Origin of the sequence: Desulforhabdus sp. TSK (assembly GCF_022836495.1) — a bacterium.
In the GTDB taxonomy this organism is placed as follows: Bacteria; Desulfobacterota; Syntrophobacteria; order Syntrophobacterales; family Syntrophobacteraceae; genus Desulforhabdus.
Window position 1 is genome coordinate 63,268 of record NZ_BQXM01000015.1, and the last position, 13,935, is coordinate 77,202.

Sequence of the window (13,935 nt, forward strand, 5' to 3'; positions counted from 1 at the left end):
CCATGCTACCGCTTCCCGTCGGGTCTGCGATGGAGCGGCTTGCGCTCCTCTTTTTTCCGCATCCTCCCGGCATATGCCTCCCTGACACGCTCCAGAAGCGTTTCCATGTCGAAAGGGACCAGCAGGTCATCGAAGGCCCCTGCCTTCATGCCCTCGATGGAGAGCGACAGGGAGAGATCTTCCGACGGAGTCAGGAGGATGACTTCCGTGTGGGGACGTAAACGTTTGATTTCACGCAGCAGAGCCAAACCACGTTTCTTGAGCCCCCCCAACCCCAGCAGGACGACATCCAAATCCATGCGCTGAATGATCCGCTTCGCCTCATTCTCTCCACTCACATCGAACACCTGATGGTTTTCCATGCGCAAGCGCTCGGAGATGTTGCGGCGAAAGAGATCATCCATTTCGATGATGAGAAGTCTAGCTCCCTTGCTTTCAGGCAACCCGGTCTCTCCACCCTGCTCCCCATGCGTCGGGGAGCGCACGCACGCCTCTAGAAGCCCTTGATCATCCATCCAGAGTCCCCCAACATTCTTCTAAATGAAGAAAAAAGGGAACCGTGGTTCTTGACAGCCCACTGGCTCCCTTCTCATGGCAAGGATTGTGCCATTAATAACAAAATAATTATTACAAATACTTAACGCTGAACAAGAGAAAGATGCACGCAGAATGATCTAAAATGAAACATATTGTTACATTTGATTAAAATCAATATGAAACATAAAGATACAATTCATGAACTGTAATGCATCGAGAGAGGGAGCAGCATCAAGAGGCAGTCGAGGTGATTTGCCGTAGGGGTTTCAAAGGAAGGGCATCCCTTTGACGTTAGAGGCTACGTGCTTTCGCCGTGCAGCTCCCTTCCGGCAGGCCGACGGCAGCCTCCTGACCGTCGCCTTTGCTCGTGCCCGGGTGGCGGTCAGGAGGCTGCACGGAAAGCTGGATCATGACCGGAGCTCAGACGCTCATGCAGAGGATTCCACGGGCAGGGCAAGGGTAAACCCGTACTGCGCCGGGCCGCATATGAGCCTGCCTCCGAGAATTTCCATGACAGCTCCACTGAGGCACCAAGGCTCGCAGGTGGTCACACGGCCGGCAAACATTTCGGTCCCCTCCTCGGTACCGGAGCAGGTCATTTCCACCAGAACTTCATTTCCACTGGTTTTCACCTGAAGCGTCACTTCGCCTCCCTGGGTCAACTGGCTCCACAGGGCCTCAAGAGCATAAAACATGGCCAGGTGGAACTGCAGGGGGGATGTCACGGCGGTGGATTGCCCTTCGACGGGCGGCAGGGCCTTGAGCGTCACTCCCTTCAGGCGGGCAAACCGTTCACAGAGGAGCACCATCTGTCTGCAGGCTTCATCCAGTTCCACGGACCCGAGAGCGACATCGGGAGTGTGGGCCAGGCGGTTGAGGCGGGTCGACAGCTCCACTCCACGCCCTACCTGCTCCAGCACGGTGGAAAGCGCCCGGTTGAAACGCTCCCGGTGGGGAAAGGATCCTTCGGGAGTCATGGACAGGAGATCTTCCATGAGGCCAGTGGATTCCTTGATGATGGCCAGGACGTTTTTCAGCTCATGAGTAAAACCCGCTGTCACCCTCCCCAGGAAAACTGCTTCTCTCTCGCCCATTTCCCACCTCCCACCGGTCGATTGTCTCTCGGCATCAATCCTTACGGTTCTCCCGCTCCTGGATCTTGGCATAGGCTTCCTTCATGGTCCGGGTCAGGGTATCCATGTCCACAGGTTTTTCCAGGTACGCACAGGCCCCCATGGCCAGACACTCCTTCTCGATTTCTTTGGAGCCATGACCTGTCAGAACGATGACCTCCACGTTGGGATGCTCCGTCTTGACCCGGCGCAGGACTTCCAGACCGTCCACACCAGGCATTTTAAGGTCGAGAACCATGACCTCGGGCTCTTCCTCGTCCACCATCGAAAGGGCCTCGGCACCGTCGTAGACGGCAGCCGCCCCCATGGAGCGCATCTGCAGTCTCTCGGAAAGGGTCTGAGCGAATTCCCGTTCATCGTCCACCACCAGGACCTTCGAGGGCAGGGGAACATCAAAATCGAACTTCCGGTAGATATCCGTCTGATAATAGCCGGAGCCCACCTTGGTCTGGACACCCTTCACCCCGGGCACTCCCTGAACAATGCGCTTCAACTCCTCTTCCAGGGAGGAGAGCATGAGCACGTGCTTGTTGATGACCAGCGTCACCTCCCCCTCTTTGGCGGAAACGGAGACATAATGCCCCTCCTTGACGAGCTTCATCTCCACCTCAGCTGCCAGATTGAAATCCTCCACCGCCAGGCGGGACTTATCCGAAACCTTCAGGACATCCTTCTTCACGTTGGTGAATATGAGAGCGGCCGCTTCTTCCACACTGGTCTTGTCCATGGGAATGAGCATATCGTAAAGCGCCGGGTTCCAGGGATCCTTCTGATTGAAGAGGTGTTCCACCCAGAGGACCCTGCTTTCATCCTCCTTGTGGATTGTTTTCAGGGCGTCCTTTTCAGACAGGGATTCCCTTTCTGCAGCCACGGAGACTCGATATTTGAGGTCCGCGATGACGCAAACCTTGAGGACGTGGGAAATGTCGGCAGGGATCATGAGGCCTGAAAATCCCCTGAACAGCAGATTGTCCCTGGATTTCAGGATCTGAGCCAGGGTCATCTTCATGCAGGCCAGGGAGCGTTCTCTTTCATGAGTGAACTTATTGAAGACTGAGGTCTTACCCATGAGGGCCTTCGTCAATTTACCCTCGTCCATCCCGAACTGAGTACTTGCTTCAGCGATCAGCGCCTCCTCGTTCATCAATGTATAGCCCGACATTTCAACGACTTTTCGGGCCACTTCGTCGCCGTTACAATAGGAGCCGCTAAAAAGAGTGATGACAGACATGGTATCTTATCCTCCAGAAAAAGGGCGGAACGGCCTTTATTATGATATCAACGAATGAAACAAACCGACAGCAGGGGACATGCCTCCTCGTTGCACTGAGTATGCGCCCGCTTGTGCACGATCTCGACCGCCTGCTGCATGGTGGGAAAGATATTTCCCTCACCTATTTTTTCATATAAGTGGGTGCGTTTCATCACTGCAAGGACTTTTTCGTTGACCCCCGTAAAAGAGATGTCGTAGCCGGCGCTCCGAATGCGGTCGACGATGAGGGAGAGCATTTCTTCCCCGGACGCATCCAGATCGTTGATGGCGTTGCTCACGATGAGAATGTGCTTGAGCTCCCTTTTTTTCAGCATCAAATCGGAAATCTGGTCTTCCAGATACCCGGCATTGGCGTAGAACAGGGAGCCTTCAAAGCGAATCATGGCGATATGCCTGCATTCCTTGAGGCCGAATTCCTTGGCGCTCCGGTACGATCGATCCGGGGACATGGAAAGGGTGGTGACTTTGGGGCGCATGCTCTTGTAGAGGAACATGCCCAGGGAGAGCAGCACACCCACCATGATTCCCTTGTCCAGGTGGGGCGCTGAAATGAGGGTGCAGATGAAGGTGATGATGGAAAAGAGGCCGTCATACCATTGAGCCTTCCAGGCATGGATGAAGCCGCTCACGTTGAGCAGACCTGTGACCGCCATCATGATGACCGCCGCCAGAACAGATTGAGGCAAGTGATAAAGAAGAGGGGTGAAGAAGAGGAGCACGATCCCCACGGTAAGGCTCGTAAAGACACTGGCGAGGCCGGTAACGGCTCCCGTCTGGATGTTCACCGCCGACCGTGAAAAGGAGCCGGACACCGGGAAGCTTTTTCCAAAAGCCCCCAAAATATTGGCCAGTCCCTGCCCGATGAGCTCCTGGTTGGGGTCGAGGCGCTGTCCTGTTTTGGCGGCCATGGCCTTGGCGATGGAGATGGCTTCCATAAATCCCAGCAGAGAGATGATGGCCGCGATGGGCAGCAGGTGCAGGGCGACCTTGAAATCAATCTTGGGAAGGCTGAGAGACGGCAAACCTGCCGGAATGGCCCCAATGACGCTTCCTCCGCCCTTCATGGGCAAGGCATTGAGATCCAGGGCCTTATTCCCCACGCGCAGCCTCCAGACCCGCCCGTCGGTCTGAGCTCCCGTCGGCTCCTGCCCCCGGATGTGGAACGTGAGCTTCCCGTCCGGATCCTGCACACCTACAAAGAGAAATTCCCGCAGCTTCGTTCTCAAAACGTGGGCGTCTTCCTTGAGCTGTTCCATGCGGGTGGAGACGACCAAAGCCTGGTGCTGCAGATCCAGGTAGGGGGTCGAACGGGGCCCATAGGAGTGCTCGGCCTCGGCAATTTTGCCGGTAAGGGTTGCCCGGTCCGCGCCGAGCTTTTCATTTTCCTTCACCGCCGCATTGAAATCGGCGATCAGCTTCTGCGCATCCTCCGAAACGATGGCCTGGGCGGGGGCGTTGGCATTGTGCTCGTAGCCGGTGGCCCAGGAGATGACAGTGGTGACGACGACAGCCGCCAGAACATAGGGAATCCGTTTATCCAGGCGTTTCAAGCCGTACATGATGGCAAACGCCAGGACTCCCAGTCCCAGGGTGGGCCAGTGGGTGTAATCCATCGCCGCGCGAAGGACCCGGTAGATGGTTTCGTAATGATGCTCTGCACTGTCTACGGACACATTGAACATTTTGTCCAGCTGGGATGTTGCGATGATGATGGCGCCCGCATTGGTGAAGCCGTTCACAACGGGGTGGGAAAGGAAATTCACCACCAGGCCCAGGCGCAGGACCCCGAGAGTCAGCTGAAAAATTCCCACGATCAGGGCCAGGAGAATGGCGTAAGCGATGAAGGCCTCGCTTCCGGTAGTGGCCATGGGACCCAGGGCTGCCGAGGTCATGAGGGAAACGATGGCCACGGGACCCGTGGCCAGTTGCCGACTGGAGCCGAACAGGGCCGCCAGAAAGGGCGGAAGCAGGGACGCATAAAGGCCGTAGTGCACGGGCATTCCAGCAAGCTGTGCATACGCCATGGACTGGGGAATCAAAATCAACGCCACTGTGAGGCCGGACACGAAGTCCAGTCGCAGGGTCATGAGGTTCACGTCCTTGAACCAGTCGATAAACGGAAAGATTCGCCGTATCATAAATCCAATGTCCTCCCACCCTCATGCTTGTGCCGAATCACTTTTTCCCGAAGTGTGCGCTCATCCGTCAGCACGGAGTCGCCCCTAAAACCGCCCGCTCACAACTGCCCCCCGGAATCCCACCTTTCTCTGAATCGGAAGCAATGCCCTTCATTTTTCTTGCACCGACTCCATTGCCTTGCGGATTTTTTCTATGAGCTCCCCAATGTTCAGAGGCTTCACCAGGTAATCGAAGGCCCCCAAACGCATGCCTTTCATCCCGTCCTTTGTGGAGCTGTGTCCCGTGAGCAAAATGACCGGGATGTCGGGATGCCACCGTCTGATGCGCTCCAGGACCTCCAGGCCGCCCATGCCCGGCATCATCATGTCCAGCACCACCACCTGGGGGGGATCCTCCTCGATCAGGCGCAAAGCCTCTTGTCCATCGAAAGCCGTTTGGGCTTGCACGCCCCGCAAATGCAGTCGCTCGGAGAGCGTCGTGACAAATTCCTTCTCGTCGTCCACCAGAAGCACTTTCCATTCGTTCATGGTGTTAAGCTCCCACTCCGTTCTTGGGTTTCTTGGGCAGATAGACCGTCATGGTGGTCCCTTTGCCTTCTTTACTCTGCACCTCGATTTCTCCTCCAAGCTTCTTGATGATGCCGTAAGTGATGGGAAGCCCAAGTCCCGTTCCGGTCCCCTTTTTTGTGGTGAAAAAGGGTTCGAAGATGTGCTTGATGGTCTCCTCGGACATACCGCAGCCATTGTCCTGAATGGACACCGCCACGGTATCCAGGTCCTTCTCGTAGGAAGTGACAGTGACGGCCCCACCGTCTTCCACGGCAGCATAGGAGTTGTTCAAAAGATTCAAAAAGACCTGCTGCAACTGTCCCCGATCGGAAGCGATGCGGGGAAGATCCGGGGCAAGTTGAAGCCGCACGTCCAGGTTCCGGTAGAGAGCCTCTTTTTCCAGGAAAGTGAAGGTTTCCTGCAGGACCTCGTTGAGGTCCAGCACCTCGATCTGCACCTCCATGCGGCGGGCGAATCCCAGGAGCCGATGGGTGATGGAGCGGCATCGGTTGATGGACTGCAGAATGACGTCGGTGAGAGAGGTGAATTTTTGCTTCTCCGGAAAATCCTTGCTGTATTCCAGGAGATCCATCATCAATCCGGCTTTTTCGTTGATGATGGCCAGGGGATTGTTGATTTCATGGGCCACGCCGGCGGCGAGTCGCCCGATGGAAGAGAGCTTGTGGGTGTGCTCCATCTGGCGGAAAGCGGCTTCCCGCTTCTCGTCGCTTTCCTGCATCCGCCTAACCATGACTTCGGTGAGCTTGAGGATGACCAGAACAATGACAACCACGCTGAAAACGAAGATAAAAAATATCTCGGTTTTGAGGGTGTACCAGGCCCTCAATACTTCCCCCTCGTGTTTCACCACGGCCAGGATGTAAGGTGAATTCACAAAATAGGTATAGGTCACAAGAACGTCTTGCCCATGTGAGTCCCTCATCTGCACGACATTGGCTTCCGTGCTGAAGGGGGGCAGAGGCATGGGAAATTGGTCGAGGATGCCCCCATACCATCGGGAAGGGGTTTGGAGGATGCCGCTCTTGTTGAGCAAAAAGGCGTCGCTCCTGGGGTCCAGTTGCATGGAAGCAATGAGATCGTTGAATTTTTCCGTATCGATGGTGGCTCGAAGGATCCAGGTCTTTCCCGCATCTGTCCGCCGCTGCACGGCGAGGACCAGGTGGGGAAATTTTCGGTATCCCATGAAGACGTCGCTGACATAGGTGCCCCGGATCACCACTTCGTGGTACCAGCTCTGTTCCGTGTAATCCTTTCCCTTGAGGTCATAGGGCCCGACGTAGCTGATCTGGATGCCCCTTTCGTCGATGAGGCCGATGTCGATGAACCCGCCGAACTCCTGGCGCATCACCCGAAAAATGCGATTGAGAGCGTTTTCATCGGCCAGTTCCTCCAGGGGATAGGCCGAGGCAATGAAGCTGACGGTGGAGAGGCGCTGTGCGAGGAATAACTCAAAGGAATGTTTCGTTTTGTTCACCAGGACCCGCAGGGGGTTGACGATTTCGTCCTTGAGGGCGTTCTGGTACTGATAATAGTTGACGACTGCCATGAAAAAGAGCGGCACTATGGTTGTGAGGAGCATCAAAATGAGCATGTTCCGGCGGAGCAAGCGGTAGCGGACGGGGGATTCCCCCTCTTCAGGAAACTCTAACAGGTGAAAACTTTTGAACCACTCATGAATTTTCATCCCCTTCCCTCTGCCTCCGTTTGAGCAGGATGTCTCCTGACTGAAGCGTTCCCTGCCGGTAGTGGTCCATCACCACGTTGGCGGGGCCTATGACGGAATCCAGAACCTCGACGCGCTTCCAAACCAGATACTGGTAGTACTCCTCCTCGATGCCGCCGCAGATGACGGTCTGTACATCCTCGGTGAGAACCATGTGGCATAGCTTCTCCGCCGAAGCCTGGGGGAGCACCAGGATTTTTTCGTCCACCACCTGGCCGTCCTCTCCCATGGAAGCGATGAGGACTTCCGTTGCCAGATCAAACCGTGGAGCCACATCATTGCCGTAGAGCGAGATCAAGATTTTTTTCACGATGCCAGCCCTGCCTTGAAGTACCAAATTGTCTTAACCAAGTACAGCATTTTCATGAATCCATTCCATATTGTTTCATTTTCCTCCAGAGGGTGCTTCTGCCCCATCCCAGCAGCTCGGCGGCCTTGCTGCGTCGCCCTTTGGCTTTGACCATGGCTTCCAGAATCATTTTTCGTTCCATGGCCGCCCAGTCGAGAGATTCTTCACGATCCCCCACGGGTACGGCAAGAACGGAGGGAGACGGCTCCTCCCGGGCCGGTTCTCCGTATGGGGGTCTGGATTCCGTCAGGTAGGCGGGCAAATGCTTGGGCAGGATGAGATCTTCCTGGCAAATGTTCAGGGCGTATTCCACGATGTTTTTGAGCTCCCGCACGTTTCCGGGGTAGCTGTAGTCCAGGAGCACCTGCAGGGCTTTGGGTGAAAAGCCCTGCACCGGCTTCTGGAACTGGGAAACATAGGTATGGAGAAAATGATCCAGCAGGAGACGGATGTCATCCCCTCTTTCCCTCAATGCCGGAAGCTGCAGGCGCACGACGTTCAACCGGAAGAGCAGGTCCTCCCGGAACCGCCCTTCATGGACCATCCGCTCCAGATTCCGATGGGTGGCGGCGATGACGCGCACATTGACCTGAAACCCCTTGGTGCTTCCCAGGGGGTAGACCACTTTGTCGTCCAGGAAGGTGAGGATCTTCACCTGGAGGGAAAGGGGAAGGTCTCCAATCTCCGTGAGATAGAGCGTCCCATTGTGGGCCAGCCGGAATCGTCCGGGCTTGTTCTCCACCGCGCCGGTAAATGCGCCTTTCTGGTGGCCGAAGAGCTCGGATTCCAGGAGGGTTTCAGGCAGAGCCCCGCAGTTGACCTTGATGAAGGCATCCCTGGCACGGGGAGAGGCCTGGTGGATGGCCTCGGCCACGAAGTCCTTTCCGGTTCCCGTCTCCCCCGTGATGAGGACGGAGGAATCGGATTGGGCGATGATGGGCAGGACCTGGAAGAGCCTCTCCATCTGGGGGCTTTTCCCCACCAGATGCCCGAAGCTGTAGGGCTTGCGATTGCTGCTGTCCATGGCACGCAGGGCGCGGACGTCTTCCACGGCTTCCAGATAGCCGACCACTTTGCCCTCGGCGTTTCGAAGGGGGGCAAACGTTACTCGAACGGGGATCTTCTGACGATCCCGATTGATGATGTCCCCTTCCTGGACGACGGGCTCGGACGCAGCCCGCATTTGTAGAAACGGGCAGTTGTCAAAGCAATTCTTGTTGCGGAGGATGTAGGAACAGGGAATGCCTTCGGCTTCCTGCTGTACGAAACCAGTCAGCCCTTCCAGGGCCCTGTTGACGAGAACGATGCGCCGCTCTGCATCGAGAACGGCCAGACCGAGGGGAATCTCATCCAGAAGAAACGGCAGGGGAACGGGGAGATTGAAGAGGCCAAGAATGTTTGCGGCGGATATAGGTGTCATTTTACCGATTGGAAACCTCTTGTTGAAGGTTCAGCAGAGGGCATCCTCATCGGGATGCTCCTGGGTGAAGCCATGAAGAATGCCCAATTCCGTCATGGTGCGGAAGGCTCTGTCGTATTCCTCTTCCGTCACCCTGCGGTGTAGAGGGGGATTCCCGAAGGCCTCGTGGGCGGGAAAATACTGGCACATGAGGCTCACCCACACTTCGGTACCCAGGGTACGCACCAAGAAGTCCAGATTGTCGGCGGTTCCCGAGAGGTCCTCAGGCAGGACCAGGTGCCGAACGATCATGCCCCTGCGAGCCAATCCGTCGGCGTCGGTCCTGAGATGCCCCACCTGGCGCCACATTTCCACCAGGGCCGCCCGATTGACGGAGACATAGTCCGGAGCGGCGGAAAGGTAGGCGGCGACCTGTGGGTCCGCATACTTGATATCCGGAAGATAAATGTCCACGATCCCTTCCAGGAGGGCGAGGGTTTCCAGACGCTCATAGCCGCTGCTGTTGTAGACGATGGGAATGTTCAGTCCCAGGGGGACAGCATGCAGCAGCCCCCCCACAAAAGCCGCCACCTGGTGGGTGGGGGTCACGAGATTGATATTGTGAGCGCCCTTTTTCTGCAGTTTCATCAGACCCGCCGCCAGTTCTTCAACACTGAAGCCCCGTCCGACACCCAACTGGCTGATGGGATAGTTCTGGCAGAAGCGGCACTTCAGGGTACAGCCAGAAAAAAAGACGGTCCCGGAGCCCCGGGAGCCTGAGAGGGGAGGCTCTTCCCATGGATGGATGCTCAGGGCCGCCACCCTGGGTTCGGCACCCACACCGCAAAATCCCGTCTGCCCGGCTTTGCGGTCCACACCGCACCGGCGGGGGCAAAGGGTGCAGCAGCGCAGGGATTCATCCAGGATGCGGGCGCGTTCAGCCAGCACCCCTGTTTCAAAAAGCTCCAGGTACCCGGGCCTCCGGATGTCTTCACCCAGCATTGCGACCCGCTGTATGGCTCCAGTGCTCACCGTCCCAGAGCCCCATGACCGTTCCCGAGGCTCGCACATCGTAGCCGCCGAGCCCCGTAACGGTGCCGCGAAAGGATTCGGACCCTATGATGTCCAAGAGGAGGCGGATTTTCGGATCATCCCAGCTCGATTCAGGGATCACCAGGTCATAGCGCTCCTCGGCCACAGGGATGAAATCCAGCCCCAGGGCCCTGGCGGAGGAATAGATGGCCATGCCCGCGTCGGCTCGCCCGCTGAGGACACTGACGGCCACCGCCATGTGTGTGAATTCTTCCTGATCGTAGCCGGAAACCGCATCAGCGGACATCCCGGCCTGGGCCAGAGTGTAGTCGAGGAGGATACGGGTCCCCGATCCCCCCTGTCGATTGATGAACGTCACATCCCGGCGCACCAGGTCCGCAATCCCCCGGATGTTCCTGGGATTTCCCGGCTGCAGCAGAAATCCCTGCTGACGGTAGGCCAGCTGCACCAGCCGCAGGGGGATTCCCTTCAGGTAGCGCTCGACGTAGGAAAAGTTGTATTCTCCCGTCTCCGTGTCCAGAAGGTGTGACCCGGCCAGATGTGTCTGCCCCCGGCGCACCGCCATGAGGCCCCCCAGGCTTCCCACATTGCTGGAGGAGAGGTGCACCCGGCTGTCGCGTTCTTTGAGAGCGTTGGCCAGCACATCCAGGGTATTGTCGTGGCTGCCGATCATGATGAGGGTGTGGTCCAGCTGCTCCTCGGGACGCAGGAGGCGCACCCGCACCCTTTCTCCCGCATCCATTCCTTCCAGGTCCTGAGGAATGCGTATCATCCCGTCGGCGCGCGTGAGAGAAGTGAGGACTCCCGCTCCCCGCTGCAGCGGCATGGCAATGAGCTCTCCCTGGACTCTTCCCAGAATGACGCGGACGAACTCTTCCAACCCGAGCCTGGACGGAGTCTTTCTTCCCAGCTGCGCTTCCACGTGGGGCCGGGAAGGATTCGCCAGGCCCTGCAGACCATGCAGGAGCGGCGTGACGAACTGATCGAAGGCCAGGATCGCCGAAACGGGATAGCCCGGCACACCGACGACAGGCTTGCCGCCGATCATCCCCAGGATGGTGGGCTTGCCCGGCATCATCGTCACGCCGTGTACGAATACCTCGCCCAACTCGCCGATGATGGACGCGGTATAATCTTCCGAGCCCGCCGAAGACCCGGCGTTGACGAGGATGACGTCGACGGGGGAAGCTGCGGCTTCCTCCAGAGTCCCTTTGATGCTGTCGTAGTCGTCGGGGATGATGTCCCTCAGGATGGGCTCTCCTCCGCATTCCTTCACCAATGCCGAGAGGACCGTCCCATTGAATTCGATGATCTCTCCCGGAGCCGCCTCGGCGGCTCGATGGGCCGAAATCAGCTCGGTACCCGTCGGTTGTATCCAGACCTTGGGAGCAGCATGGACGGAAACATGGAGCACGCCGGCGGCGAGAAGGACTCCCAGGTCGGCGGGACGGAGCTTGTGATTTACGGGCAACAGGAGCTCGCCGGCCACAATGTCCTCTCCGACTTTTCGGACATGCTGCCAGGGAAAGGCGGAGGAGCGGATTTCCAGCTCGTCTTCCCCAACGCCCTCCACGTACTCAATCATGATCACCGCATCTGTTTCCGGGGGGAGCGGATCTCCCGTATCCACCGGAAACGCCGTTTTTCCCCTGAGGAGGCGAATGGGATTCACGTCGCTCGCACCGAAAGTGCTCCCGGCCTTGACCGCGATACCGTCCATGGCGGCTCCATGATAATGCGGCACCGAAAGGCGGGCGATGACGGGCTCGGCCGTGACACGGTGCAGGGCGTCCAGCGACGGCACGATCTCCACGGGGCTTCGACAGGATGCCACCTTCTCTTCCCAAATGCGCCGGGCTTCCTCCAGGGTTCGCATTTTCAGATAGATATTTCTCTGGGCTCTTTCCATTTCGAACCTCTCGCTGCTTATTCCTTGGAGGTTTTTGGGAACGCTGACGACGCTGACTGAAGCGCTGATTGCCGCTGCAATTTGTTGTGTTTTTTCAGCAGGTGACAGACTTCAGCCTTCCGAGGCTGGTTGACGGCCTTATGCATTCCCTCCGAGCCCGAACTGCCTCCGAAATTCCTCTCGAAAGCGCCGGACACTGCCCAGATAGACTTCCGCGATTCTCACCTGCTCCAGAGCGTCCAGCTTCACCTGGATCCAGTCTTCTATGCTATCCAGGCTCTTGAACCACCGACGGAAATCCTGCTTGTCGAGCATTTTGGGAGGCTGGATCACAAAGCTGCCCCCCCCGTGATGGTGGATGCGCTTCTCCTGGAAAAGGGCGTTGTAGTCTGCGCTGTTGACTCCCACCACATCCATGAAATTATCGAAAGCCCTCACCAACGCGCCGGTTTGCCAATGCCCCTTCAAGACGGGGAAAAAGCCGCTGTTGAAAACGATTTCCACCCCTTGCTGTGCCAGCTGCCTTGCGCTGTCGGGCTGGCCCCAGAAATCGACGCCGACGGGGATCCCGATTTTTCCGAAGTCGGTGGCGAAGGCCCTGTAGATGCCGTCCCCTGAAGTAATTCCCATGTGCTCCCGTTCCACTTGCGTCACATTCCGTTTGCGCTGTCTTCCCAGCAGACGCCCGGCCCGATCGAAGAGGGTCGATGTGTTATAGAGGTGGTCCCCTTCCGCTTCCACCATGCCGGCAATGATATAGGCATTGTGCTGACGGGCCGCTCCTGCAAGCTCCCGCTCCCCCTGGTAGGGAAAATATTCCGGGAAGCAGATGACGTCCACCTTTTCCCCTCTGCAACGATCGAGCAATTGGAGCGCATGCCCGATGTTTCTGGGATCGTCGAAAGTCGGATAGGGTTTGGGTTGAATCAATGCCACGCGAATGGTATCCAGCATTTTTCCTCCTGATTCATGACGACCGACCCTTGGCAAAGTTCATGGCTTTCGAGGTGCGCTTCGGTCTTTCCACCGCAATTCCACGAGGTAAGGAAAATGATCCGACGGGTATCGGCCCGCCTCGTGATCCCGGACAATGAAAGCTTCCAGCACCTCCAATTCAGGGCTCGTGAGGATCCAATCCATGCGGAACTTTCCCGGGGTCCCTCCAAAATTATGGTGCGTCATGCTTTGTTCGTTTTCTTCTTTTCCGAGAGCATACCAGCTGTCTTCCAGTTGCGTCTCCGGGTTCGTCAGCAGAGCGTGCAGGGGTGAACCGGGCCGGTCGTTGAAGTCCCCCATGAGCAGGCGGGGCTCCGAACGTTCCTTCAACCACTCGACGAGCATGCGGGTCTGCTCCAGACGGGCCTGGCTGCCCAAATGGTCCAGATGGGTGACCACGGCCCAAAAGGTTCGGCTCGTCTCCTCCTCACGCAGCAAAGCGTAACTCATCATGCGGGGAAAAGCACTGTCCCAGTCTTTGCTCCGGTGGATCCGCGGGGTGAGAGAAAGCCAAAACTCGCCTCCCGCCAGGGCATTCAACCTGTCGGTCCGGTAGAACAACGTCGGGTACTGGCATGTCTCATCCCACGTGCGCTGAGGAGTATACATCCTGTATTGGGGGAGCCGATCCTGAAGGTATTCCAGTTGGCGCGGTGTCCCTTCCTGGGTTCCCAGGATGGCGGGAGCGTATTTCCGGATGACATCGACGACCATGTGACGGCGCTGCCCCCAGCTGTTTTCTCCATCCCGATCGTTTTCGAAACGGAGGTTAAAAGTCATGACTTTCATGGACACGTTTCATCCTCTTCAGAGTAAGGGCTCAGGCAATCACGACAAGCTGCACGCTCAATTCTT

General features: G+C 57.3%; 12 protein-coding genes. All 12 read right to left on the reverse strand.

The window, feature by feature from the left end:
• Positions 1-5 precede the first annotated feature (5 nt).
• The 12 genes from MWC30_RS10720 to MWC30_RS10775 all read right to left on the reverse strand — a co-directional run bounded on the left by MWC30_RS10720 (position 6) and on the right by MWC30_RS10775 (position 13,869).
• Positions 6-515 (reverse strand): response regulator, encoded by a 510-nt coding sequence (locus tag MWC30_RS10720; RefSeq protein WP_244084171.1) that lies wholly within the window; start codon positions 513-515, stop codon positions 6-8.
• Positions 516-965: 450 nt separating this feature from the next.
• Complete coding sequence (locus MWC30_RS10725; RefSeq protein WP_244084172.1) at positions 966-1,631, reverse strand: hypothetical protein; 666 nt, start codon at positions 1,629-1,631, stop codon at positions 966-968.
• Between the two features lie 34 nt (positions 1,632-1,665).
• Positions 1,666-2,901: a response regulator gene (locus tag MWC30_RS10730; protein ID WP_244084173.1), complete on the reverse strand. Its 1,236-nt coding sequence runs from the start codon at positions 2,899-2,901 to the stop codon at positions 1,666-1,668.
• Between the two features lie 47 nt (positions 2,902-2,948).
• Positions 2,949-5,081: a SulP family inorganic anion transporter gene (locus tag MWC30_RS10735; RefSeq protein WP_244084174.1), complete on the reverse strand. Its 2,133-nt coding sequence runs from the start codon at positions 5,079-5,081 to the stop codon at positions 2,949-2,951.
• Positions 5,082-5,231: 150 nt separating this feature from the next.
• A complete protein-coding gene (locus MWC30_RS10740) occupies positions 5,232-5,609 on the reverse strand; it encodes a response regulator (protein WP_244084175.1) in 378 nt (125 codons plus the stop codon).
• 4 nt (positions 5,610-5,613) lie between these two features.
• Positions 5,614-7,335, reverse strand: coding sequence for a PAS domain-containing sensor histidine kinase (locus MWC30_RS10745; RefSeq protein WP_244084176.1), 1,722 nt, complete (start codon positions 7,333-7,335; stop codon positions 5,614-5,616).
• The gene (locus tag MWC30_RS10750) at positions 7,322-7,684 is read right to left on the reverse strand and encodes a NifB/NifX family molybdenum-iron cluster-binding protein (protein WP_244084177.1); all 363 of its coding nucleotides are present in this window, start codon (positions 7,682-7,684) and stop codon (positions 7,322-7,324) included. The genes MWC30_RS10745 and MWC30_RS10750 overlap by 14 nt, the downstream gene beginning before the upstream one ends.
• 52 nt (positions 7,685-7,736) lie before the next feature.
• A complete protein-coding gene (locus tag MWC30_RS10755) occupies positions 7,737-9,143 on the reverse strand; it encodes a sigma-54-dependent Fis family transcriptional regulator (RefSeq protein WP_244084178.1) in 1,407 nt (468 codons plus the stop codon).
• Between the two features lie 30 nt (positions 9,144-9,173).
• The gene (locus MWC30_RS10760) at positions 9,174-10,124 is read right to left on the reverse strand and encodes a radical SAM protein (protein ID WP_244084179.1); all 951 of its coding nucleotides are present in this window, start codon (positions 10,122-10,124) and stop codon (positions 9,174-9,176) included.
• Positions 10,114-12,084 (reverse strand): molybdopterin biosynthesis protein, encoded by a 1,971-nt coding sequence (locus MWC30_RS10765; RefSeq protein ID WP_244084180.1) that lies wholly within the window; start codon positions 12,082-12,084, stop codon positions 10,114-10,116. Before MWC30_RS10765 ends, MWC30_RS10760 begins: the two co-directional genes overlap by 11 nt.
• A 138-nt stretch (positions 12,085-12,222) precedes the next feature.
• Positions 12,223-13,038, reverse strand: coding sequence for a carbon-nitrogen hydrolase family protein (locus MWC30_RS10770; RefSeq protein ID WP_244084181.1), 816 nt, complete (start codon positions 13,036-13,038; stop codon positions 12,223-12,225).
• Between the two features lie 39 nt (positions 13,039-13,077).
• Positions 13,078-13,869 carry an endonuclease/exonuclease/phosphatase family protein gene (locus MWC30_RS10775; protein ID WP_244084182.1) on the reverse strand — a complete coding sequence of 264 codons (792 nt, stop codon included), beginning with the start codon at positions 13,867-13,869 and terminating at the stop codon, positions 13,078-13,080.
• Between the last annotated feature and the right edge of the window lie 66 nt (positions 13,870-13,935).

What these genes read in the sequence shown, in the direction of transcription:
- MWC30_RS10720 (WP_244084171.1), bottom strand. Translation starts at nt 515, where the DNA reads ATGGATGATCAAGGGCTTCTAGAGGCGTGCGTGCGCTCCCCGACGCAT.
- MWC30_RS10725 (WP_244084172.1), bottom strand. Translation starts at nt 1,631, where the DNA reads ATGGGCGAGAGAGAAGCAGTTTTCCTGGGGAGGGTGACAGCGGGTTTT.
- MWC30_RS10730 (WP_244084173.1), bottom strand. Translation starts at nt 2,901, where the DNA reads ATGTCTGTCATCACTCTTTTTAGCGGCTCCTATTGTAACGGCGACGAA.
- MWC30_RS10735 (WP_244084174.1), bottom strand. Translation starts at nt 5,081, where the DNA reads ATGATACGGCGAATCTTTCCGTTTATCGACTGGTTCAAGGACGTGAAC.
- MWC30_RS10740 (WP_244084175.1), bottom strand. Translation starts at nt 5,609, where the DNA reads ATGAACGAATGGAAAGTGCTTCTGGTGGACGACGAGAAGGAATTTGTC.
- MWC30_RS10745 (WP_244084176.1), bottom strand. Translation starts at nt 7,335, where the DNA reads ATGAAAATTCATGAGTGGTTCAAAAGTTTTCACCTGTTAGAGTTTCCT.
- MWC30_RS10755 (WP_244084178.1), bottom strand. Translation starts at nt 9,143, where the DNA reads ATGACACCTATATCCGCCGCAAACATTCTTGGCCTCTTCAATCTCCCC.
- MWC30_RS10760 (WP_244084179.1), bottom strand. Translation starts at nt 10,124, where the DNA reads ATGCTGGGTGAAGACATCCGGAGGCCCGGGTACCTGGAGCTTTTTGAA.
- MWC30_RS10765 (WP_244084180.1), bottom strand. Translation starts at nt 12,084, where the DNA reads ATGGAAAGAGCCCAGAGAAATATCTATCTGAAAATGCGAACCCTGGAG.
- MWC30_RS10770 (WP_244084181.1), bottom strand. Translation starts at nt 13,038, where the DNA reads ATGCTGGATACCATTCGCGTGGCATTGATTCAACCCAAACCCTATCCG.
- MWC30_RS10775 (WP_244084182.1), bottom strand. Translation starts at nt 13,869, where the DNA reads ATGAAAGTCATGACTTTTAACCTCCGTTTCGAAAACGATCGGGATGGA.